The organism is Zobellella denitrificans (assembly GCF_002407485.1).
Classification (GTDB): domain Bacteria; phylum Pseudomonadota; class Gammaproteobacteria; order Enterobacterales; family Aeromonadaceae; genus Oceanimonas; species Oceanimonas denitrificans.
This window is the reverse complement of the sequence record NZ_CP012621.1, coordinates 1,969,306-1,990,640: the sequence shown is the minus strand read 5'-3', so window position 1 is coordinate 1,990,640 and position 21,335 is coordinate 1,969,306. Positions and strand designations below refer to the sequence as shown.

The window sequence follows — 21,335 nt, the reverse complement described above, 5'->3', positions numbered from 1 at the left end:
AACGCATTATGAATGAACCACGATTTGCCCGGTTGCAGCGCTCGCTGGAGCAGGGCTTCGAACTGGCCCCCAAAGCCGTGCTGCAGGAAGCCTGGGGGCGCATCTACGGCGCCAAGCTGCCGATACTGCTGGCCGCCATCGGCGTGGTCGGCTGCTGGCTGCTGCTCAATCAGTTGCTGGTGCTGACCGGCGGGGAAGGGGAAGAGTCCGTGTGGAGCGCCAGCCTGCTGGGCCTGGCCATTTCCATGGTGATGGCGCCCATGAGCGGTGGCCTGGACATGATGGGCATCCACCGGGCGGTGGACAGGCCCATCCGCCCCAGCCAGATCTTCGACTATTTCCGCTACCTGTTGCCCCTGGCCCTGGCCAGCCTGCTGATGGGCCTCATCACCAGTCTGTTCCTGCCCCTGGGCCAGAGCCTGGGATTGCCGCCCATGCTGGCCATGCTGCCGACCCTGGTGCTGAGCGTGGCGCTGATGTTCACCTTTCCGCTGATCCTGGAAAAGGGCCTGAACCCGCTGCAGGCCATCCTGACCTCGCTCAGGCTGTTCGCCCGCCAGTGGATGGCCCTGCTGCTGCTCCACATGCTGCTGGTGCTGTGCTTCATGGCGGCGGTGATGACCTTCGGCATCGGCCTTATCTGGGTGGCACCGCTCTATATCGTGGTGAAGGGCATCATCTACCGCGAAGCCTGCGGCGTCGAGGGCGCAGGCCCGGCGGCGATCACAGACGAACCGCAGCCTACATCCCTCAATCAGTCCAAGGATCATTTCGACGCATGAAGATGCCGCTGATAGCCACGCTGTTGGCCCTGGCCGCGACCGGTGTCCAGGCCGAGTCCCTGGCCCTGGGGTACAGCGGTTTCTACAAGCACATGGAAACCGTGGCCAAGGCCAGGGTGGAGCGGGCCGGACTCGGTTTTTACCTGAGCAGGCAGGACGGCCAGGGCCTGTGCCATGTCGAGTCCGGTGACGTCATGGTGGCCGGGGAGCGCCGCGACCGGGTGGAGGTGCTGCCCCACGGCCAGTTCCTGCTGCCCTTCGACAAGCAGCTGGATCTGGACAAGGCGGTGGTGATGCTGGAGGTGGAGCAACCCGAGCGGTGCGATATTTCCATCCGTATCCAGGCCGAACTGCCGGCGGGTGAGGTGAACGCCGCCGAATTGCGCCAGGTACGGGATGAGATGCAGCGCCTGCTGCAGAAAATGGCGGGCTGGCCGGGGAAATATTTTGTGCCTGAACTCAAGGGCCTTCATCTCTCGCCGGCCGAACCGGGGCAGCAGCTGAACGGCGAGGACCGGCTGGAACTGTCCGACCAGCAGCTGGCCGCGGAGCGGAGCCTGACGCTGCCGGCGGTGCGGATCAGCCCCTGGCTGTAACACTCAAAGAGGCGCCTCGGCGCCATTCAGTTTGTCGACAAAGTCGCCTGCTCCTCAGGCATGAGTCGGCCAAAGGGCCCACTCCGCCGACACGCTACAAGTACATCCATGTAAGCTCGCACATGCCATCCATGGCATGTGACGGTCGGCGGAGCGGCTCCCTTTGTCCTCCGCTCGGGCATAGGTGTTGTCAGTTCAGATCAGCCAAGAAATTTGCCGGCTATCAAAAAGGCGCCGAGGCGCCTTTTCTTATTTCAGTTCGATAATCTGCAGCCGCTCGCCAAAATCGGCCTCGCTTTCTGCCTCGTCATCGTCCTCGTCGACAAAACGGGGCGACAGCTCCGGTTTGTCGAAGGCGAGATCGCCGCCGTCGATCACCCCGGAATCCCGGTCGACGCCCTTGAAGTCGAACAGCTGGTGATCCAGCAGGTGGGAAGGCACCAGGTTCTGCAGCGAGCGGAACATGCTCTCGATACGGCCGGGGAAGCGGCGATCCCAGTCCTGCAGCATGGTCTTGATCGCCTGGCGTTGCAGGTTCTCCTGGGAGCCGCACAGGTTGCAGGGAATGATGGGGAAGGCTTTGGCCTCGGCGTAACGCACCAGATCCTTTTCCTTGCAGTAGGCCAGGGGACGGATCACCACGTGCCTGCCGTCGTCGCTCACCAGCTTGGGCGGCATCGACTTCAGGGTGCCGCCGTAGAACATGTTGAGCAGTAGGGTTTCCAGGATGTCGTCCCGGTGGTGGCCCAGGGCGATCTTGGTCGCGCCCAGCTCGGTGGCGGTGCGGTACAGTATGCCGCGGCGCAGGCGGGAGCACAGGGAGCAGGTGGTCTTGCCCTCGGGGATCTTGTCCTTGACGATGGAGTAGGTGTCTTCCTCGACAATCTTGTACTCCACCCCCAGTTCATCCAGGTAGGCGGGCAGCACATGCTCGGGAAAGCCGGGTTGTTTCTGATCCAGGTTGACCGCGACGATATCGAAGCGGATGGGGGCATGGGCCTGCAGGTTGCGCAATATGTCGAGCAGGGCGTAGCTGTCCTTGCCGCCGGACAGGCAGACCATGATTTTGTCGCCATCCTCGATCATGTTGAAATCAGCGATGGCTTCGCCCACATGGCGGCGCAGCCGCTTCTGCAGCTTGTTGAAATTGTACACTTGCTTGGCAGTTTGAACTGACATGATAACCCCGGCCAAAAAAACTGGGGCTATTATAGTGACTGGCGCCCCGAGGGCAAGGCGCCAGTGGTTGCGTCAGGCGGCGGGCGAGTCGGGTCGCAGCACCAGCACGTCACAGTTGAGCTTGTCGATGACATGCTCGGCGGTGTTGCCGAGCAGGGCGGCGGACAGCCCGGTACGGCCTACCGAGCCCAGGATCACCAGGTTGGCATTGATCTCGTCGGCACAGCGGGGGATTACCTCTTCCGCCAGCCCTTCCTGCAGGTGCAGCACCTTGGGCTCCAGCTCGAAACGCACCGCATATTCGTAAAGGGCCCGCTCATGGTGTTTTTTCACCGCCGCGTTGTAGGCGTGGGGGTCGAAGTCGGGCAGCTCCAGCGCCATGTTCACCGGGGTGATGGGGTAGGCGTTCACCAGGTGCAGGGTGGCGGACAGCAGCCGGGCCACCTCGGCGCTCTCGCCGATGATCTTGTTGTTGAGCGCTTCCTGGGCCGGATCGTCGCTGCAGCAGTTGACCGCCGCCAGCACATGACCGCCCATGGGCCAGTCCCGCTCCTTGACCAGCAGCACCGGGCAGGGGCACTTGCGCAGCAGGTGCCAGTCGGTGGGGGTGAAGATAAAGGACTGGATCAGGGCATGCTTGTGGGTGCTTTTTACCACCAGGTCGTGCTTGCCGTCCTGCACCTGCTGGATGATGGCCTCGAAGGGACGACTGTGCCAGACCACCTTGAAATCGAAACGGACCTTGCTGTCCGCATAGGGCTCGAGCAGGGTCTTGAGCCACTCCTCCCGGCCCTGGACCACCCCTTCGCGCATTTCGTCCCGCTCTTCGCTGGACAGCATCGAGGTCATCTCATAGGAAAAGTCGTAGATGGGCAGGAACAGGGTGACGGCGGCATCGTCCTCGAGAGCGGCGACGGACACCGCCCGGTGCAGGGCCGGCTGGGTCTCGGCGACGGGATCGACGACCACCAGAATGCGTTGATACTTGATCATACAGCGCCCCTTGGTTGAATGGGAAATCAGCAGGCTGCCGTGGCACCGGCCAGACGGGCCAGCTCGGGCAAGTCCAGGATACGGATGTACTTGCCATCCACCTCAATAAGGTTGCTCTTCTGGAAGCGGCCCAACAGGCGGCTGACGGTTTCCACCGTCAGTCCCAGATAGTTGCCGATATCGCCCCGGGTCATGGTAAGGCGAAACTCGCGGGGCGAGAAGCCGCGCTGGGCATAGCGGGTGGACAGTCCGTGCAGGAAGGCGGCCAGCCGCTCTTCCGCGGTCTTCTTGGACAGCAGCAGTATCATCTGCTGGTCGCCATTGATCTCGTTGCTCATCAGTCGCATGATCTGCTGCCGCAGCCGGGGCATCTTGCCCGACAGATCATCCAGGATCTCGTAGGGGATCTCGCACACCATGGCGGTTTCCAGCGCCTGGGCGAAGGAGGGGTGGGAACCCGTGTTGATGGCGTCGAAGCCGACCAGGTCGCCGGCCAGGTGAAAGGCGGTGATCTGCTCGTCGCCCTGCTCGGTGATGGTGTAGGACTTGACGGTGCCTGCCCGGATGGCATAGAGCGACTTCAGCTCCTCGCCGGCCTTGAACAGCTCCTGGCCTTTCTGGATGGGCTTCTTGCGCTCTATGATGTTGTCCAGCTCGTCCAGCTCGTCGGAATTGAGACCGAGCGGAATGCACAGCTGGCTGATGCTGCAGTCCTGGCAGTGAATGGCACGGCCGGTGGGGGCCGCTTTGATGACTTTAGACTGATTTCCCATGGGCTCGACACTTTATATTGGTATCACAGCACAATCATAGCACCGATGACGGGTACTTAATAGCTTAGTAAAGCACCGGCAACACCTGGGTTACTGTAAACAAACCGTAAAAAATCAATAAGATGCCAGAGAAGCGGCGAAAACCCGGATGGTTCAGCCAGTGCCGCAGACCCTCTGCCAGGCCGCCCAGCGCCAGCAGGGTGGGCAGGGTGCCGAGGCCGAACAGGGCCATCACCAGGGCCCCCTGGCCCATGCCGCCGGATACCGCGCTCCAGGTCAGTGCCGAGTACACCAGGCCGCAGGGCAGCCAGCCCCACACCATGCCGAAGGGCAGGGCGGCCAGGGGATGGCGAAAGGGGACGAAGCGCCCGGCCAGGGGCTTGAGATGGCGCCACAGGTGGTTGCCGAGCCGCTCCAGTTGCAGCAGCCCGAACCACCAGCGCGCGAGATAGAGGCCGAGCAGTATCATCATCACCCCGGCCAGCAGCCGCAGCCAGGTCAGGCCCTGTTTGCCCAGGCTGATGTCGGCCAGGCCGGCGAAAACGCCGCCCACCAGGGCGCCGGCCAGGGCATAGCTCAGGATCCGGCCGGCGTTGTAGCTCAATAGGTAGAGCCACTGCAGGCGGCGCTGCTCCCGGGGCACCGCCATGGAGAAGGCCGCCGCCACCCCGCCGCACATGGCGATGCAGTGCCCGGCGCCGAGCAGGCCGATCAGCAGCGCGGCCCAGGGGTCAAGTTGGCTGGTCATCATCATTCCTGGGCTGAGCCCGGCGGTGGGAGTCCTGGTCGTCGTCGAACAGGATGTTGCTGCCCTGGCGATCCAGATCCTCGAACTGATCGCTTTTCACCGACCAGAAGAACAGGGCGATGGCGATGGCCACGAAGATAAGGGCGATGGGGATGATCAGATACCAGATTTCATGATCGTTCATGAGCGGGACAGCCTCAGGGAGTTGGTCATGACGATAAGCGAGCTGGCGGACATGCCGAGCATGGCGAACCAGGGCGAGACATGGCCCATGGCCGCCAGCGGCAGTATCACCAGGTTGTAGCCCAGCGCCCAGGAAAAATTCTGCTTGATCACCCGCCGGCAGCGGCCGGCCACGCGACGGGCGACGAGGATGCGCTGCAAATCATCGCCGAGCAGGATGGCGTCGGCGCTGTTCTTGGCGATGTCGGTGCCGCCGGCCATGGCGAAGGAGACGTGGGCACCGGCCAGCACGGGGGCGTCGTTGATGCCGTCGCCCACCATCAGGCAGACCTCGCCGGCGGCGTCCCGGGCGTGCAGATAGGCCAGCTTGTCGTCGGGGCTGGCATTCTTGACCAGTTCGTCCACCCCCAGCTGCCGCGCCACCTTGTCCGCCTGGCCGGAGCCGTCGCCGGTGAGGATGGTGGTGGCCAGCCCCTGCTCCCGGCAGCGGCGGACAAGCCGCTCGGCGTCGTCCCGCAGCGGATCGGCCAGCTCGAAGCGGGCCACGAGCCCCTCTTCATCGGCCAGATAGACGCACAGCGCGTCGTCTTCGGCGCCCGGGCTGAGCCAGGCGGCGCTGCCCAGGCGCCAGCCCTGGCCGTCGATCACCCCGCGCAGGCCCCGGCCGACAAGATTTTCCCGCTCGCTCACCGTCAGCCGGTGATCCCGGTAGGGACGGAAGGCGCGGGCGATGGGGTGCTCGGACTGGGCCTCCAGGGCGGCGGCGATGGCCAGCACCTCGGCCTCGGTGCGCCGGCCCAGCAGGCTGACCGAGGCCAGGGCCACCTCGCCCCGGGTCAGGGTGCCGGTCTTGTCGAACACCACCCGGGTGGCCTTGGGCAGGGTGTCCAGCACATGTCCCCGGCGGGCCAGGATGCCGGCCCCGGTCAGGCGGGAGCTGGCCACGGTCAGCGCCGTGGGGGTGGCCAGGGACAGGGCGCAGGGGCAGGTGGCCACCAGCACCGACAGCATCACCCAGAAGGCCTTGTCCGGTGCATGCTGCAGCCAGGCCAGGTAGGTGCCCAGGGTCACCAGCAACAGCGCCGCCACGAAATAGCGGGACAGCTGATCCGCCAGCAGCGCCACCCTGGGCTTCTCCAGCAGGGCGTCGTCCTGGGCGCGCAGGATTTCCGATACCCGGGCCTCGGCCAGGGGACGCAGTACCCGCAGCCGCAGCGGCGACTCCACGTTGGTGGTGCCGGCGAACACCCGCTCGCCGGTGCCGCGGTGCACCGGCAGGTGCTCGCCGGTAAGCATGGACTCGTCCACGCTGGTGCTGCCCTCGAGGATTTCCGCATCGGCCGGGATCGGGCTGCCCGGGGTCACCAGTACCACCTGGCCCGGCACCAGGGTCCTGGCGGCCACCTCCTGCTCGCCGTCCGGCGTTTCCAGCCGGGCCAGCATGGGAACATGGTGGCTCAGGTTGGCGGTGCTCTCCGCGGCCTTGCGCTTGGCGCGCATCTCCAGAAAGCGGCCGGAGAGCAGCAGGAAGGCGAACATGGACACGCATTCGTAGTAGACCTCGCCGGTGTCGGTGACGGTGGCGTAGACCGAGGCGACGAAGGCGAAGATCATCGCCAGGGAGACCGGCAAATCCATGTTCAGCGCCCGGTTTTTCACCCCTCGCCAGGCATTGCGGTAGAAGGGCAGGGCGGAATAGGCCATCACCGGCACCGACAGCCAGAGGCTGACCCAGCGGAAATACTGCACCAGTTCCGCATCGATGTCGGGGAAGAGATCTTCGTAGAGGGCGAAGCCCACCATCATCACCTGCATGCTGGCGATGCCGGCCACGCCCAGGCGCAGCAGGTAGGACTTCACCTCCCGCCGATAGGCCTGCTCCTGCGCCTGGGGCAGGAAGGGGCGGGCCTGATAGCCGATCTCCGCGAAGGCGGCCAGCAACCGGCTCAGGCTGACCTGTTCCGGATCCCAGCGCAGCCGGGCCCGCTCGGTGGTGCTGTTGACCTGGATGAGCCGGACCCCCGGCAACTGGGACAGATGGCGTTCGATCAGCCAGGCACAGGCGGCACAACTCAGGCCGCTGACCGACAGCTGCACCTCTTTCAATTGATCCCGCTCGCTCACGAAATCCTGCTGGATGTCGGCCAGATCGTAGTGCTGCAGCCGTTTCAGCTCGTCGGGCACGGCCTCGGCCCTGGGCGCCGGGGCGCTGCGGTGCTGGTAGTAACTGCCGAGACCGCAGTCGATGATGGTGTGGGCCACCGCCTGGCAGCCCGGGCAGCAGCAGGCCTGCTGCTCACCCTCGAATTCGAAGTGAAAGTCGACGCCGGCCGGCACCGGCTCACCGCAGTGGAAACAGCCGGTCATGCTCAGCTCCCGGCACGGATCACGAGCCGGTCGGGGATGGGCAGGCTGATGCGCCGCTGTATCCGCCAGCGGCCGTCAAAGGCCTCGAGTTGCAGGTTCCACTGGCCCTCCATCAGGGGATGCTCCGGGCGATAGCGGTAAACGCCGTCACCGCTGCTGGTCAGCAGCCGCTCCAGATCCTGTTCCGCCAGGGTGGGGTGGCTGAAGCGGATGCGGATGGCCTCACCATCGGTATGCTCTCCCTGCAGGCGCAGGGACAACTGGCCGTCCTGCAGCGCAAGCTCGGCCACCAGGCCCAGGCGCTCGGCCTCCTTCAGCTCGCTCAGATCCTGGTTGATGGCCCGGCCTTTTTTGTAGTAGTCATCCACCACCATGCTGTCGGCCCCCATGTGGGCAATGCGGAAGGTATAAAGGCTGGCGACCACGGCGCACAGGGGCAGGGCGATCAGGAACCAGGGCCAGAATTGCTGATACCAGGGACGTTGCATAACAAATTCCTACGACAAAAAAAGCGGACGTCAATATAACAAAAAGCCCCGGCGAGCGGGGCTTTTTCATCCAAGCCCGGGGGGCTTATCAGTTGTTCAGGCTGTAGACATAGGAGGCGAGCAGGTGCACCTTGTCTTCGCCCAGAATGTCTTTCCAGGCCGGCATCACGCCCTGGCGACCGTAGCGGATGCTGTCTTCCACCGCGGCGCGGGAGCCGCCGTACAGCCAGATGCCGTTGGTCAGGTTGGGCGCGCCCATGGCCGGGTTGCCGGTGCCGTCCATGCCGTGGCAGGCGGCACAGACCGCGAAGCGGGCCTGGCCCTTCTGGGCTTCCACTTCGTCCACCCGGCGGCCGGACAGGCTCAGCACATAGGACGCCACTTCCTTCACGCCCTCTTCGCCCAGGCTGTCGCCCCAGGCGGGCATGGCGCCCTGACGGCCGTGCATGATGGTGGCCTTGATCTGATCCGGATTACCGCCCCACAACCAGTCATTGTTGGTCAGGTTGGGGAAACCGCGGGCACCGCGAGCATCGGAGCCGTGGCACTGGGCACAGTTCTGCAGGAACAGACGCTGGCCCACCTTGGTGGCCTCTTCATCCTGGGCGATGTCGGCGATGGCGCGGAAGGTCTGGCCATCGGCCTCGTAGGCCAGCTCACGGAAGCGGGCGCCGAACACCTCGTCGGCCCGGATCATCTCGCGGTCGTACTGCACCAGCAGCCCCTGCTCACGGGACGCGGCCGCGGCGGCGCGAGACTCTTCCAGGGAGCGGATGTCCTGGTGCGAGCTCTGCCAGCCGAGCAGGCCCTTGAAGTTGCCCAGGCCCGGGTACAGCGCCAGGTAGATCAGGGAAAACACCAGCATGAACACGAACAGATAGCTCCACCACTTGGGCAGGGGATTGTTCAGCTCGGAGATGCCGTCGAAGGTGTGGCCGGTGGGTGCCCCTTCTTCCATTCCCATCTTGTCCCTGGTGCACCAGATCAGCAGCACCAAGCAGCCGAAAATGGTTCCCAGGCTAATCACGGTTACAAATACACTTAGAAAAGTATTCATTTTTTATTAGCTCCTGCGCGATCCTGCTCAGTACCCCGGCGCTTTCCGTTCGCCTTGTCTTCGTCGTCAAAAATGGAGTTGGCGGCGTCGTCGAACGAGCCCTTGCGGCGCTTGCTGTAGGCCCAGAGTACTATGCCCACGAACAACACCAGCAAGGCCAGGGTCTGGAAGCTGATCAACATCGGCTTGAGCCGTTCCAAGGTACTGATATCCATCATCGGCTCCGGTTATTTAAGGGCATGCCCCAGGGACTGCAGATAGGCAATGATGGCGTCCATCTCGGTCTTGCCCTTCACCGCGGCCTCGGCACCTTCGATGTCGGCATCGGTATAGGGCACGCCGAAGCTGTCCCGGAACAGACGCAGCTTGGCGGCGGAATGCTTGCCGTCCAGCTCGGTGGTTTCCAGCCAGGGGAAGGCAGGCATGTTCGATTCCGGCACCACGGCGCGCGGATCGATCAGGTGCACCCGGTGCCACTCGTCGGAGTAACGACCGCCCACCCGGGCCAGATCCGGACCGGTACGCTTGGAGCCCCACAGGAAGGGGTGCTCCCACACGCTCTCGCCGGCGACGGAATAGTGGCCGTAACGCTCGGTCTCGGCGCGGAAGGGACGGATCATCTGGCTGTGACAGACATGGCAGCCTTCACGGATATAGATGTCCCGACCTTCCATTTCCAGGGCGGTGTAGGGGCGCAGCCCTTCCACCGGCTCGTTGGTCTGCTGCTGGAAGAACAGGGGCACGATTTCCACCAGGCCGCCGAAGCTGATGGCGACCACGGTCAGGACAGCCAGCCAGGTGACGTTCTTTTCGACCAGATCATGACGGTTTTTCATTCACGAGTCTCCTTCTTAGGCCGGTTGGGGGATGGCTTGCAGGGAGCCTTTCGGCGCCTTGATGGTACGGTAGGCGTTGTACAGCATCAGCAGCATGCCGGCCACGAAGAAGCAACCACCGATAAAGCGGACGAAATAGAACGGGTAAGAGGCCTGCAGGCTTTCCACGAAGCTGTAGGTCAGGGTGCCGTCTTCGTTCACCGCCCGCCACATCAGGCCCTGCATCACGCCGCTGATCCACATGGCGACGATGTACAGCACGGTGCCGATGGTGGCCAGCCAGAAATGCACGTTGATCAGCTTGACGCTGTACATGCGGTCCTGGCCGAAGAGGTTGGGAATGAGGTGATAAACGGCGCCAATAGAGACCATGGCGACCCAGCCCAGGGCACCGGAGTGCACGTGACCCACGGTCCAGTCGGTATAGTGGGACAGGGCATTCACCGTCTTGATCGCCATCATGGGGCCTTCGAAGGTGGACATGCCGTAGAAGGACAGGGACACGATCAAAAAGCGCAGTACCGGGTCATAGCGCAGCTTGTGCCAGGCGCCGGACAGGGTCATGATGCCGTTGATCATGCCGCCCCAGGAAGGCACGAACAGGATGAGCGACATCACCATGCCGAGGGACTGGGCCCAGTCGGGCAGGGCGGTGTAGTGCAGGTGGTGCGGGCCGGCCCAGATATAGAGGGTGATCAGCGCCCAGAAGTGCACGATGGACAGACGGTAGGAGTACACCGGACGGCCGGCCTGCTTGGGCACGAAGTAGTACATCATGCCGAGGAAGCCGGCGGTCAGCAGGAAGCCCACGGCGTTGTGGCCGTACCACCACTGGATCATGGCATCGGCGGCACCGGCGTACATGGAATAGGACTTCATGCCGCTCAGCGGGATCGCCATGCTGTTGACGATGTGCAGCACCGCCACGGTCAGGATGAAACCACCGTAGAACCAGTTGGCCACATAGATGTGGGAGGTGTTGCGCTTGTACAGGGTGCCGAAGAACACGATGGCGTAGGCCACCCATACCACGGCGATGGCGATGTCGATCGGCCACTCCAGCTCGGCGTATTCCTTGCTGGTGGTGTAGCCGAGGGGCAGGGTGATCACCGCGGAGAGGATGATGGCCTGCCAGCCCCAGAACACGAAGGATGCCAGGGGGCCGCCGAACAGGCGGGTCTGACAGGTGCGTTGAACCACATAGAAGGAGGTCGCCATCAGGGCACTGACACCAAAGGCGAAAATTACCGCATTGGTGTGCAGGGGACGCAACCGGCTGTAGGTCAGCCAGGGCGTCTCGAAGTTGAGGGCAGGCCAGATAAGTTGTGCTGCGATAAGCACGCCCAACGACATACCCACAACGCCCCAGATCACGGTCATGACCGTAAACTGACGAACTACTGTGTAGTTGTAGTTTGGTTGATTATTAGTTTGACTCATCGTTATAGTTCCGCTTCCACTGCTGTTATTCAGGTTTGTGACCACCCGGGGTGCTCACGTCGGAAGGATTAAAGACAACCGTTTTTCATCGGTATCTCCAGGCGCTCGAACGGCTTCGTTAACTGTTTGTTAACAAAGAAAATCGGGAGGCACTGAAAACACCGCGCAGATGATAAATGAGTGGCTGCAAAAATAACAGTATAATATGATTACCACTTAACCCCGCCACAAGGCATAAGGGCCCGCCTTGATCGAGATCAATCGGCGCAGTGAATTGTATGCAATACAGGATATAAATTGGTATGAGAGACCGTCTGACCGGCCCCAAGCTGGTGCAAATCTTGGTGGTGTTGGGGATTTTGTCGGGAGCCTTTTGGCTGCGAACCTGCGCCGATGGCCAAGATACCACTGTATTAGAGAAAGAAAATGTTGATTTTTGTGACATCGCTCACGAAGCCTGCCAGCAACACCTGGATGGCCTGGAAATAGAAGCACGGCTGCTGGCGGAGCCGCTGGCGGCCGAGCAGCCCTTCCGGCTGGAGGTGCGCTTCTCCGATCCGCAGGTAAGGGTGACCCGCAGCGTGCTGGAAGGGGAGAGCATGTACATGGGCACCCTGCCGGCCCTGCTGGAGCAGGGCGAGCCCGGCCACTGGCAGGGTCAGGCGCTGGTGGGGGCCTGCACCGAGGCCCGCATGGTCTGGGCCTGGGTGCTGGATATCGAGCAGGGCAACGAGCCCCGCCGGCTGAAATTCCTGTTCGAGCTGCGCCGCTGAGTTCAGCGCCCGCCCTTGTTGGGCGACACCAGGCCGTGGCGGTTGATCTTGCGGTGCAGGGTGGCCCGGCTGATGCCGAGCGCCTCGGCCGTCCGGGTGATGATCCACTGGTGTTGTTCCAGGGTATCCAGCAACAGCTGCCGCTCCTGCTGCTCCCGGACCGCCGCCAGGGGCGGACGCGCCTCCTCTTCCCGTGATGGTGCGAGACCGGGGCCGGTCACCTCGTCGGGCAGGTGTTCGGGCCCGATCGTTTCCTCATCGGCCATGGCCAGGGCATACTGCAGCACGCTCTTGAGCTGGCGGATATTGCCGGGCCAGGCATAGCCGAGCAGCCGTTGTTCCACCTCGGCGCCGAGCGACGGGACCGTCCCGTCCGCCAGCTCCGCCAGCAGCCGCCGGATCAGGGCCCGGCGGTCCTGCCGCTCCCGCAGCGGCGGCAGGGCGACCTTGAGCGCGCTGATCCGGTAGTAGAGATCTTCCCGAAACCGTCCCTCGGCCACCAGTCCGGTCAGCTCCCGGTGGGTGGCGCAGATCACGTTGAGCTCGACCGGCACCGGCCTGAGTTCGCCCACCGGGGTCACCTCCTGCTCCGCCAGCACCCGCAACAGCCGGGTCTGCAACGCCAGTGGCATGTCGCCAATCTCGTCCAGAAACAGGGTGCCGCCGGAGCTGGCGGCGATCTTGCCCACCTTGCCGCCCCTGAGCGCCCCGGTAAAGCTGCCGGCGCCGTAGCCGAACAGCTCGCTTTCGATCAGGCTTTCGGGAATGGCGGCGCAGTTGAGGGTCACGAAGGGCTTGTCGCGCCGTGCGCTGCTGTTATGCAGTGCCCGGGCCCAGACTTCCTTGCCGGTGCCGGTTTCCCCCTGGATCAGGATGCTGATGCCCTTGTCCACCATGCGCCGGCAGATGGCGGCCTGGCGCAGCAGGCCGGGATCCTCGCCGGCGGCCTGCGCCAGCGGATCCGGCTCCCGGCTGGTGTTGACGGCGGGGATGGCACGGAAGGCCGGTGCCAGCCGCCAGGCCTGCCAGTGGCACAGGCCGAGGGGGCAGGGGGACTCGGGCCGGCTGGCCAGCAGGGGCTCGATCCCGACCCCGAGCAGCTCGCTCACCGGCATGCCCAGCAGGGAGCCCCGCTGGTGGAAGGAGAGCAGGCGCAGCAGGGCGGTGGTCAGGCCCCGCACCCGGCCGCCCTCGTCCAGGGCCAGCAGGGCGGTGGGCTCCGCCACCGGGCCCCGGGCGCTCACCGCCACCAGCAGGGCATCGGCGTGGTGGCGGCGGAACAGCAGGGCTTCCAGCTCGTCGGCGGTCTGCTGCACCAGCCCCAGGGCCAGTTGCTGGCGAACCTTGCTGCCCTGGGCGTAGGTGGAGATGTCGATGGCCCCCAGCAGGCTGCCGTCGCCGGCGAACAGGGGAGCGGTGGAGCAGCTGAAGGGGTGGAGGCCGGCGTCGAAATGCTCGCCCGCGTAGACGGTGATGGGCTGGCCGGTGGCTAGGCAGGTACCCAGGCCATTGGTGCCGACCAGGGCCTCGGTCCAGACCGAGCCGGGGGCCATGCCCTTGCGGGCCAGCTCGGGGCTGGCGTCCGCATCCTGGTAGCTGGCCACCACCACGCCCTGGGCGTCGGTCAGCAGCAGGTTGTAGCCGGCCTCGAAGGCGCTGCGGCGCAGCCGGGTCAGGGCCGGGACCGGCTGGTTCAGCAGTTCGTCCAGGGGCTCGCGCAGAGCCTTCAGTTCGGCGGCGCTCAGCCGGGGACGGGGATGGGCATGGCCGGGATCGAGCCGGTACTGCTCCAGGCAGCGACGCCAGGAGCCGACAATCTGCGGATCCGCTATCCGGTTGTCCGGCCCCAGGCGCTCCCCCAGCATTCGGGCAACGGCATCATCCGGTAACGACATGGCACCTCTCCTTGCTCTTTCCTTTGTTTCAGTATCGTCCAGCTTGCGACAGCTGTAACACCCGGGCTGCGACAGCTGTCGCAGGGCTGCAACACCTGGGCGCCGATAGCAACCGCTCGGATCCCCGGCACCGCCCGTAAACACGCCATTAACACTCTTTTATCATCTTTGGCACAGCCTTTGCGAGTGTTGCTTCGTCATCACCACAGCGAAGGAGGGGATATGAAACCCGAACGCACCCAATTGCACTGGATGTATCAACAGATGCTGGTCAGTCGCTTCTTCGAGGAAGCGATCGAGACGATCTACATGGAAGGCAAGAGCCCCGCCTTCAACATGGCCAAGGGCCCCATCCCCGGCGAAATGCACCTGTCCAACGGCCAGGAGCCCTGCGCCGTGGGGGTCTGTGCCCACCTGTCGGCCAGCGACATCGTCACCGCCACCCACCGGCCCCACCATATCGCCATCGCCAAGGGGGTGAACCTGAACGAGATGGCGGCGGAGATCTTCGGCAAGGAAACGGGGCTGAGCGGCGGCCGCGGCGGCCATATGCACCTGTTCGACGGCCGGGTGAACTTCTCCTGCTCCGGCATCATCGCCCAGGGCATGGGCCCGGCGGTGGGCGCGGCCCTGTCGCGCAAGCTGCAGGGCAAACCCGGGGTGGCGGTGGCCTTTCTCGGCGAAGGCGCGGCCAACCAGGGCGCCTTCCACGAAACCCTGAACCTGGCGGCGGTATGGCAGCTGCCGGTGGTGTTCGTGATCGAGGACAACGCCTGGGGCATCTCGGTGGCCAAGCGCCAGTCCACCGCGGTGGACCGTAACGACGGCCGCGCCGCCGCCTACGGCATGCCCGGCACCTTCGTGCCCGGCAACGACCCCGTCGCCATCTTCGCGGCGGCGGGCGAGGCCATCGACCGGGCCCGCCGGGGCGAGGGGCCCAGCCTTATCGAAATCGAAACCTACCGCCTGGCCGGCCACTTTATGGGCGACGCCGAGGGCTACCGGCCCAAGGGCGAGAAGGAGGCGCTGCAGGCAAGGGATCCCATTCCCGCCTTCCGCACCCTGCTGCTCGAAGAGGGCACCCTGACCGAGGCGGAAGATCAGCGCCTGGTGCAGGCCGCCCGCGAGCGGGTGGACGCCGCCATCCGCTTCGCCCGGGACAGTGCCTACCCGGCGCCGGAAGCCGCCCTGGAAAAGGTATTCGTCTGATGCACGAGGATCTCACCATGAACCAAGCAACCACCATGAGCGCCGCCGTCTGGCACGGCCGCCAGGATATCCGCCTGGAGCGGGTTCCGCGTCCGGCGGTGCCGGCACCGGGCTGGGCCCAGATCAGGGTGCACTGGTGCGGCATCTGCGGCTCCGATCTGCACGAATACCTGGCCGGGCCGGTGTTTATTCCCGTCGATGAGCCCCATCCGCTCACCGGCCTCAAGGGGCAATGCATCCTCGGCCACGAGTTCTGCGGCGAGATAGTGGCCCTGGGCGAGGGCGTCGCGGGTTTTGCCACCGGCGACCGGGTCACCGCCGACGCCTGCCAGCACTGCGGCGAGTGCCGCTACTGCCGGGAAGGCAAGATCAATCTGTGCGAGCGGCTAGCCTTCACCGGCCTGATGAACGACGGCGCCTTCGCCGAATACGTCAACGTGCCCGCCAACCTGCTGTACCGGCTGCCCGCGGGCTTTCCGCTCGAGGCGGGCGCCCTGATAGAGCCGCTGGCGGTGGGCATGCACGCAGTCCGCCAGGCCGGCGACATCACCGGCAAGACCCTGGTGGTGGTGGGTGCCGGCACCATAGGGCTGTGCACCATCATGTGCGCCCGGGCTGCCGGCGCCGGCCGCATCATCGCCCTGGAAATGTCGACGGCGCGCAAACAGAAGGCGCTGGAGGTGGGCGCCAGCCTGGTGCTGGATCCCGCCCACTGCGATGCGGTGGCCGAGGTGAAGGCACTGACCGGCGGCGACGGCGCCGACCTGTCCATCGAGTGCATCGGTCACAAGCAGACCGCCAAGCTCGCCATCGACGTGCTGCGCAAGGCCGGCCGCTGCGTGCTGGTCGGCATCTTCGAGGAGCCGAGCGAGTTCAATTTCTTCGACATCGTCGCCACCGAGAAGCAGGTGGTCGGCGCCCTGGCCTACAGCGGCGAATTCGCCGAGGTCATCGCCCTGATCGATCAGGGGCGGATGGACGTCACGCCGTTGATCACCGGGCGCATCCCGCTCGACCACATCATCGAGCAGGGCTTCGAGGAGCTGGTACACAACAAGGATCGCAACGTGAAGATCATCGTGAGCCCCGGCCGGGCCCACGCCACAGAAGGAGCCGGATCATGACCGCCACCACCAAAGAACGCAAACTGACCATCGCCCGGGCCATGGCCGAGGCCATCGCCCAGGAGATGCGCACCGATCCCACCGTGTTCGTGATGGGCGAGGACATAGGCCCGCTCGGCGGGGTGTTCGGCAACACCCGCGGCCTCTACGACGAATTCGGCCCGGAGCGGGTGCGCGACACCCCCATCTCGGAAACCGCCTTTATCGGCGCCGCCGTGGGGGCGGCCTCCGACGGCATGAGGCCCATCGTCGAGCTGATGTTCGTCGACTTCTTCGGGGTCTGCATGGACGCCATCTACAACCTGATGGCCAAGAACACCTACTTCTCCGGCGGCAAGATCCCGGTACCCATGGTGCTGATGGCCTCCACCGGCGGCGGCTACAGCGACGCCGGCCAGCATTCCCAGTGCCTGCACGCCACCTTCGCCCACCTGCCGGGTATGAAGGTGGTGGCTCCCTCCAACGCCTACGACGCCAAGGGGCTGATGATCGCCGCCATCCGCGACAACAACCCGGTGGTGTTCCTGTTCCACAAGGCGCTGCAGGGCATGGGCTGGCTCGGCACCGAGAAGGACGCCATCGTCCACGTGCCGGAAGAGGCCTACCAGTTGCCCATCGGCCAGGCGGCGGTGGTGCGCGAAGGCCGCGACATCACCATCGTCGGCATCACCTCCGGGGTGCACCACGGCCTGAAGGCGGCCCGCCTCCTGGCAGAGGAGGGCATCAGCGCCGAGGTGGTGGACCTGCGCGCCCTGGTGCCGCTGGACCGCGACACCGTGCTGGCCTCGGTGGCCAGGACCGGCCGGCTGCTGGTGGTGGACGAGGACTACCACAGCTTCGGGCTGAGCGGCGAGATCATCGCCTCCGTCGCCGAACGGGGCCTGGCCCTGAAGGCCCCGCCCAAACGGCTGGCCTTTCCCGACATTCCCATTCCCTTTACCCCGCCGATGGAGCAATGGGCGCTGCCCAACGCGGACAAGGTCGTCCAGGCCTGTCGGCAACTGATGCAGGAGCAACAAGCATGAGCCTCGCCATACTCATCCCCCATGATCTCTGGGAAGAAGCCGACGACGCCGTGATCACCGCCTGGCTGTCGTCCGACGGCGACGCGGTCGAGGCCGGCCAGGTGGTGGCCGAGATCATGGTGCAGAAGATACAGCACGACATCCTGGCCCCGGCCGCCGGCCGCCTGCGTATCCTTAAGGAAGCGGACGAGGTGGTCGCCAAGGGCGAGCAGATCGCCGCACTGGAGGACGCATCATGACCACGACCGCGGTTGCCGACATCCGCCGCACCCCGCTCCGGGGCATGCGCGCCATGATCGCCGGCGCCATGCGCAAGAGCCTGGACGAGGCGGCCCAGCTCAGCCACCAGGGGGAGTGCGACGTCACCGCCCTGCTGGAGCACAAGGCAGCCCTGGACGAGGCGGGCATCCGGGTGTCGCTGGAGGATCTGCTGGCCCACGGCCTGATCCGGGCGCTGCGGCGGCATCCGCTGCTCAACGGCCGGCTGGAGGGCAACGAGATCCTGCATTACGACGCGGTGCACCTGAGTTTTGCCATGGCCCTGAGCGAGACCCAACTGGTGGCCCCGGCGCTGTTCGACGCCGAGCGGCTGAGCCTGACCGAGCTGGCGGCGGCGCGCAAGGCGCTGGTGGCGCGGGCCCGGGCCGGCCGGCTGTCGGTGAGCGAGATGACCGGCGGCACCTTCACCCTCACCAACCTGGGTCGCTCGCGGGTGCGCTTCTTCACCCCGGTTGTCAACCTGCCGCAGCTGGCCATCCTCGGTATCGGCGAAACCCGGCGAGTGCCGGTGGTCGGCGCCGACGGCGAGATACGGGTGCGCTCCCTGATGGGGCTGTCACTCACCTTCGACCACAGGGCGGTGGACGGCGGACCGGCCGCCGCCTTCTTCGACACCCTGTGCCGGTTGCTGGAAGGAGAACCCGATGAGCCTGCCCAAACCTGACCTTCTGCCTGGCGGCCTGCCGCCGCTGCTGGGCCCGGAGCAGGGGCTGGCCCGGGAGCAGCAACTGCTGGAGGCGGTGGTGCGCGGCGAGCGGGACTACGGCTTCCTGCTCTGGCGCAGCCGCCGCGCCCTGGTGGTGCCCACCGCCTCGAGCCGACTGCCGGGCTTCGAGCTCGCCGGCCAGCGCCTGGCCCGGCGCGGCTGGCCCCTGGTGCTGCGCCAGACCGGGGGCGATCTCACGGTGCAGAGCCCGCACCTGCTCAACGTGGCCATGGTGTTCACCCTCACCCCGGCCCCCGGGGCCATCGGCCAGGCCTACCGGCGCTTCTGCCGGCCGCTGCTCGCGGCCCTGGCGGAGATGGGCATCGACGCCTACTGTGGCGCCGTGCCCGGGGCCTTCTGCGATGGCGATTACAACCTGGTGGTGGACGGCCGCAAGCTCGCCGGCACCGCCCAGCGGTGGCGCAAGGCGCAGGGGCGGGAGACCCAGGCGGTGCTGGCCCATGCCGCCATCCTCTGCGACGAGGACGAGGGCGAGCTGTGCCGGCTGACCAACGACTTTTACCGCTACTGCCGGCAACCCCAGCGGGTGCGGGAAGACCGGCACGTGACCGTCTCCCGCCTGCTGGGGCTGGGGCCCGGTCACAGCGCCATGGCGCTGCTGGGGCGCACCCTGCAGCAGCATCTTTCACGGAGGAATGAAGATGAAGGACAAGCATGAACGGATACCGGTAGCCGAGGTGGAGGCCACCCCTGGCTTAAGCCGGCGGCGCTTTCTGGCCGCGGGCAGCATGGTGGCCCTGGGGGTGGGCGCCCTGTCGGCCACCGGCCTCGAGGCCTCGGCCCGGGAAGCCCTGGCCCGGGAGTTCACCCTGCTGGGCGCCGAGGCCGGCAACACCCTGCTGGTGCTGGCTCGGGACATCTTTCCCCACGACCACATCGAGGACCGCTACTACCGGCAGGCCCTGGCGCCGCTCGAGGCCCAGGCCGCCGACGACGCCGAGCTCAGGCAACTGCTGGCCGAGGGCACGGCCGCCCTGGACGAGCTGGCCAGGGCGCGCTTCCTGCGGCCCTACGCCGCCATCGAGCGGGAGAGCGATCGCCTGGTACTGCTCTACCTGATCGAGCACGGCGCCTTCTTCCTGCGGCTGAAGGGCCACCTGGTCACCGGTTTTTACGACAACAAGGAAGTCTGGCCCCTGTTCGGCTACGAGGGCTCGTCCTGGGAGCAGGGCGGCTACCTCAACCGGGGCTTCAACGACATCGACTGGCTGGAGCAGGACGCCTGAGCGGCGGCCCCGGCCAACAACCATCCCAAGGAGAGCATTATGAGCGCGACCTTCTCACTGGACGACGACAGCGTCGTGGTGATCATCGGCTCCGGCGCCGGTGGCGGCACCCTGGCCGACGAACTGACCCAAAAAGGCGTCAAGGTGGTGATCCTCGAAGCGGGCAGGCACTACACCCAGGCCGACTTCGAGAACGACGAATGGGCCATGTTCCACAAGATTTCCTGGCTGGACAAGCGCATTTCCGCCGGCGGCTGGCACCACGCCGAAACCTACCCCAACCTGCCGGCCTGGATAGTGAAGGGGGTGGGGGGCTCGACCATGCACTTCTCCGGCCTGGCCCTGCGCTTTTTGCCCCACGACTTCGAGACCCGCAGCGTCTACGGCGAGGTCAAGGGCGCCAATGTGCTGGACTGGCCCATCGGCTATGACGAGCTGGCTCCCTACTACGACATCGCCGAGCGCAAGATGGGGGTGGCGGGCACCAAGGCCAGCGGCCTGCCCGAGATGCCGCCCAACAACCACTACCAGGTGATCGCCGCCGGCGCCCGCAAGGTGGGCTACAAGGACATCAGCCGGCCGGTGGCCTCCAACACCCGGCCCAACGACGGTCGTCCCGCCTGCCAGCAGATCGGCTTTTGCATGCAGGGCTGCAAGATAGGCGCCAAGTGGTCGACCCTGTATGCGGAGATCCCCCGTGCACTGAAGACCGGGCTCGCCGAGCTGCGGCCCCAGAGCATGGTGCTGCGCATCGAGCACGACGCCCAGGGCAAGGCCAGCGGCGTGCTCTACGCCGACAAGGACGGCAAGCTGCAGCTGCAGAAGGCGCGGGTGGTGTGCGTGGCGGGCAATTCCATCGAATCGCCCCGGCTGCTGCTCAACTCCGCCTCCAGCCTGTTCCCCGACGGCCTGGCCAACTCCTCCGGCCAGGTGGGCCGCAACTACATGACCCACACCACGGCGGCGGCGGTGGCCATCCACAAGGGGCCGGTGCGCATGTACCGGGGCTTCGACATCGCCGCGGTGATCTCGGACGAGGCCGAGCTCAAGCCGGAGCGGGGCTTCCTCGGCGGCTACCACCTGGAAGGCCTGGCCCTGCACCTGCCCTTTACCGCCGCCTTTATGAAGCCGGGCGGCTGGGGCCGGGAAGTGACCTCGGCCCTGGAGCAGTACGACCACATGAGCTGCGTCTGGGTCTGTGGCGAGGACATGCCCCAGGAAGAAAACGGCATCAGCCTGCATGCCAGCGAGAAGGATCAGTACGGCCTGCCGGTGCCCGTGGTCACCAAGACCGATCACACCAACGACGCCATCATGCGCCGCCACGGCCTGGCCCAGTGGCGCAAGGTGTCGGAGGCGGTGGGGGCCACCCGGGTTGTCGACATGCCGCCCTATCCGGCCAGCCACAACATGGGCACCAACCGCATGAGCGCCAAGGCGCGGGACGGGGTGGTCAACAAGTGGGGCCAGAGCCACGACGTGGGCAACCTCTTTATCTCCGACGGCAGCCAGTTCACCTCCAGCTCCGCCGCCAACCCGACCCTGACCATAGTCGCGCTGGCGGTACGCCAGGCCGAATACATCGCCAACGCCATGAGCCGGCGGGAACTCTGATCCCGCCCTTGACCAAAAAGG

General features: G+C 65.6%; 23 protein-coding genes. 11 read left to right on the top strand and 12 right to left on the bottom strand.

Annotated elements, in window-relative coordinates; genetic code table 11:
* The first annotated feature begins 8 nt into the window (after window positions 1–8).
* Window positions 9–782, top strand: a complete 774-nt coding sequence (locus AN401_RS09425) for a hypothetical protein (RefSeq protein ID WP_094038219.1) — start codon at window positions 9–11, stop codon at window positions 780–782.
* Complete coding sequence (locus tag AN401_RS09420) at window positions 779–1,378, top strand: DUF2987 domain-containing protein (protein WP_096779176.1); 600 nt, start codon at window positions 779–781, stop codon at window positions 1,376–1,378. The genes AN401_RS09425 and AN401_RS09420 overlap by 4 nt, the downstream gene beginning before the upstream one ends.
* 249 nt (window positions 1,379–1,627) lie before the next feature.
* On the opposite strand, the gene ttcA is transcribed toward AN401_RS09420, so the two are convergent.
* The 11 genes from ttcA to ccoN all read right to left on the bottom strand — a co-directional run bounded on the left by ttcA (window position 1,628) and on the right by ccoN (window position 11,442).
* The gene (gene ttcA / locus AN401_RS09415) at window positions 1,628–2,560 is read right to left on the bottom strand and encodes a tRNA 2-thiocytidine(32) synthetase TtcA (RefSeq protein ID WP_408645773.1); all 933 of its coding nucleotides are present in this window, start codon (window positions 2,558–2,560) and stop codon (window positions 1,628–1,630) included.
* Between the two features lie 69 nt (window positions 2,561–2,629).
* Window positions 2,630–3,550 (bottom strand): universal stress protein UspE, encoded by a 921-nt coding sequence (gene uspE, locus AN401_RS09410; RefSeq protein WP_096779175.1) that lies wholly within the window; start codon window positions 3,548–3,550, stop codon window positions 2,630–2,632.
* Window positions 3,551–3,576: 26 nt separating this feature from the next.
* On the bottom strand, window positions 3,577–4,323 hold the full coding sequence (locus tag AN401_RS09405) for an FNR family transcription factor (protein WP_096779174.1): 747 nt from the start codon (window positions 4,321–4,323) through the stop codon (window positions 3,577–3,579).
* 64 nt (window positions 4,324–4,387) lie between these two features.
* Window positions 4,388–5,071, bottom strand: a complete 684-nt coding sequence (locus AN401_RS09400) for a sulfite exporter TauE/SafE family protein (RefSeq protein WP_096779173.1) — start codon at window positions 5,069–5,071, stop codon at window positions 4,388–4,390.
* On the bottom strand, window positions 5,055–5,255 hold the full coding sequence (gene ccoS, locus AN401_RS09395) for a cbb3-type cytochrome oxidase assembly protein CcoS (protein WP_094038225.1): 201 nt from the start codon (window positions 5,253–5,255) through the stop codon (window positions 5,055–5,057). Before ccoS ends, AN401_RS09400 begins: the two co-directional genes overlap by 17 nt.
* Window positions 5,252–7,621, bottom strand: a complete 2,370-nt coding sequence (locus tag AN401_RS09390; RefSeq protein ID WP_096779172.1) for a heavy metal translocating P-type ATPase — start codon at window positions 7,619–7,621, stop codon at window positions 5,252–5,254. The genes ccoS and AN401_RS09390 overlap by 4 nt, the downstream gene beginning before the upstream one ends.
* A 2-nt stretch (window positions 7,622–7,623) precedes the next feature.
* On the bottom strand, window positions 7,624–8,109 hold the full coding sequence (locus tag AN401_RS09385) for a FixH family protein (protein ID WP_094038227.1): 486 nt from the start codon (window positions 8,107–8,109) through the stop codon (window positions 7,624–7,626).
* An 88-nt stretch (window positions 8,110–8,197) separates the two neighbouring features.
* Entirely contained in the window at window positions 8,198–9,166 is a 969-nt protein-coding gene (gene ccoP, locus AN401_RS09380; protein WP_094038228.1) for a cytochrome-c oxidase, cbb3-type subunit III, read from the bottom strand.
* Window positions 9,163–9,381 (bottom strand): cbb3-type cytochrome oxidase subunit 3, encoded by a 219-nt coding sequence (locus AN401_RS09375; RefSeq protein WP_094038229.1) that lies wholly within the window; start codon window positions 9,379–9,381, stop codon window positions 9,163–9,165. The genes ccoP and AN401_RS09375 overlap by 4 nt, the downstream gene beginning before the upstream one ends.
* Before the next feature lie 12 nt (window positions 9,382–9,393).
* A complete protein-coding gene (gene ccoO / locus AN401_RS09370; RefSeq protein ID WP_094038230.1) occupies window positions 9,394–10,002 on the bottom strand; it encodes a cytochrome-c oxidase, cbb3-type subunit II in 609 nt (202 codons plus the stop codon).
* A 15-nt stretch (window positions 10,003–10,017) separates the two neighbouring features.
* The gene (gene ccoN / locus AN401_RS09365) at window positions 10,018–11,442 is read right to left on the bottom strand and encodes a cytochrome-c oxidase, cbb3-type subunit I (RefSeq protein WP_094038231.1); all 1,425 of its coding nucleotides are present in this window, start codon (window positions 11,440–11,442) and stop codon (window positions 10,018–10,020) included.
* A 302-nt stretch (window positions 11,443–11,744) separates the two neighbouring features.
* Here ccoN and AN401_RS09360 point away from each other — a divergent pair, with 302 nt between their 5' ends.
* Window positions 11,745–12,215 carry a hypothetical protein gene (locus tag AN401_RS09360; protein ID WP_094038232.1) on the top strand — a complete coding sequence of 157 codons (471 nt, stop codon included), beginning with the start codon at window positions 11,745–11,747 and terminating at the stop codon, window positions 12,213–12,215.
* Between the two features lie 2 nt (window positions 12,216–12,217).
* Here AN401_RS09360 and AN401_RS09355 read toward each other — a convergent pair whose 3' ends face one another.
* Window positions 12,218–14,110 carry a sigma-54-dependent Fis family transcriptional regulator gene (locus AN401_RS09355; protein ID WP_198401857.1) on the bottom strand — a complete coding sequence of 631 codons (1,893 nt, stop codon included), beginning with the start codon at window positions 14,108–14,110 and terminating at the stop codon, window positions 12,218–12,220.
* Window positions 14,111–14,332: 222 nt separating this feature from the next.
* Between AN401_RS09355 and AN401_RS09350 the strand changes: the two genes are divergently transcribed.
* Genes AN401_RS09350 through AN401_RS09315 form a run of 8 tightly spaced genes read left to right on the top strand, consistent with a single transcriptional unit; the run spans window position 14,333 to window position 21,314 of the window.
* Window positions 14,333–15,319, top strand: coding sequence for a thiamine pyrophosphate-dependent dehydrogenase E1 component subunit alpha (locus AN401_RS09350; RefSeq protein ID WP_094041379.1), 987 nt, complete (start codon window positions 14,333–14,335; stop codon window positions 15,317–15,319).
* A 17-nt stretch (window positions 15,320–15,336) separates the two neighbouring features.
* Complete coding sequence (locus AN401_RS09345; protein ID WP_176442115.1) at window positions 15,337–16,443, top strand: 2,3-butanediol dehydrogenase; 1,107 nt, start codon at window positions 15,337–15,339, stop codon at window positions 16,441–16,443.
* Window positions 16,440–17,468, top strand: coding sequence for an alpha-ketoacid dehydrogenase subunit beta (locus tag AN401_RS09340; protein WP_094041380.1), 1,029 nt, complete (start codon window positions 16,440–16,442; stop codon window positions 17,466–17,468). The genes AN401_RS09345 and AN401_RS09340 overlap by 4 nt, the downstream gene beginning before the upstream one ends.
* A complete protein-coding gene (locus tag AN401_RS09335) occupies window positions 17,465–17,707 on the top strand; it encodes a lipoyl domain-containing protein (protein WP_096779170.1) in 243 nt (80 codons plus the stop codon). The genes AN401_RS09340 and AN401_RS09335 overlap by 4 nt, the downstream gene beginning before the upstream one ends.
* Window positions 17,704–18,411 (top strand): 2-oxo acid dehydrogenase subunit E2, encoded by a 708-nt coding sequence (locus AN401_RS09330; RefSeq protein ID WP_094041382.1) that lies wholly within the window; start codon window positions 17,704–17,706, stop codon window positions 18,409–18,411. The genes AN401_RS09335 and AN401_RS09330 overlap by 4 nt, the downstream gene beginning before the upstream one ends.
* Window positions 18,392–19,132, top strand: a complete 741-nt coding sequence (locus AN401_RS09325) for a lipoate--protein ligase family protein (protein ID WP_096779169.1) — start codon at window positions 18,392–18,394, stop codon at window positions 19,130–19,132. Before AN401_RS09330 ends, AN401_RS09325 begins: the two co-directional genes overlap by 20 nt.
* The gene (locus AN401_RS09320) at window positions 19,116–19,700 is read left to right on the top strand and encodes a gluconate 2-dehydrogenase subunit 3 family protein (protein ID WP_096779168.1); all 585 of its coding nucleotides are present in this window, start codon (window positions 19,116–19,118) and stop codon (window positions 19,698–19,700) included. Before AN401_RS09325 ends, AN401_RS09320 begins: the two co-directional genes overlap by 17 nt.
* A 39-nt stretch (window positions 19,701–19,739) precedes the next feature.
* Window positions 19,740–21,314, top strand: a complete 1,575-nt coding sequence (locus tag AN401_RS09315; protein ID WP_094038802.1) for a GMC family oxidoreductase — start codon at window positions 19,740–19,742, stop codon at window positions 21,312–21,314.
* Window positions 21,315–21,335: the final 21 nt, after the last annotated feature.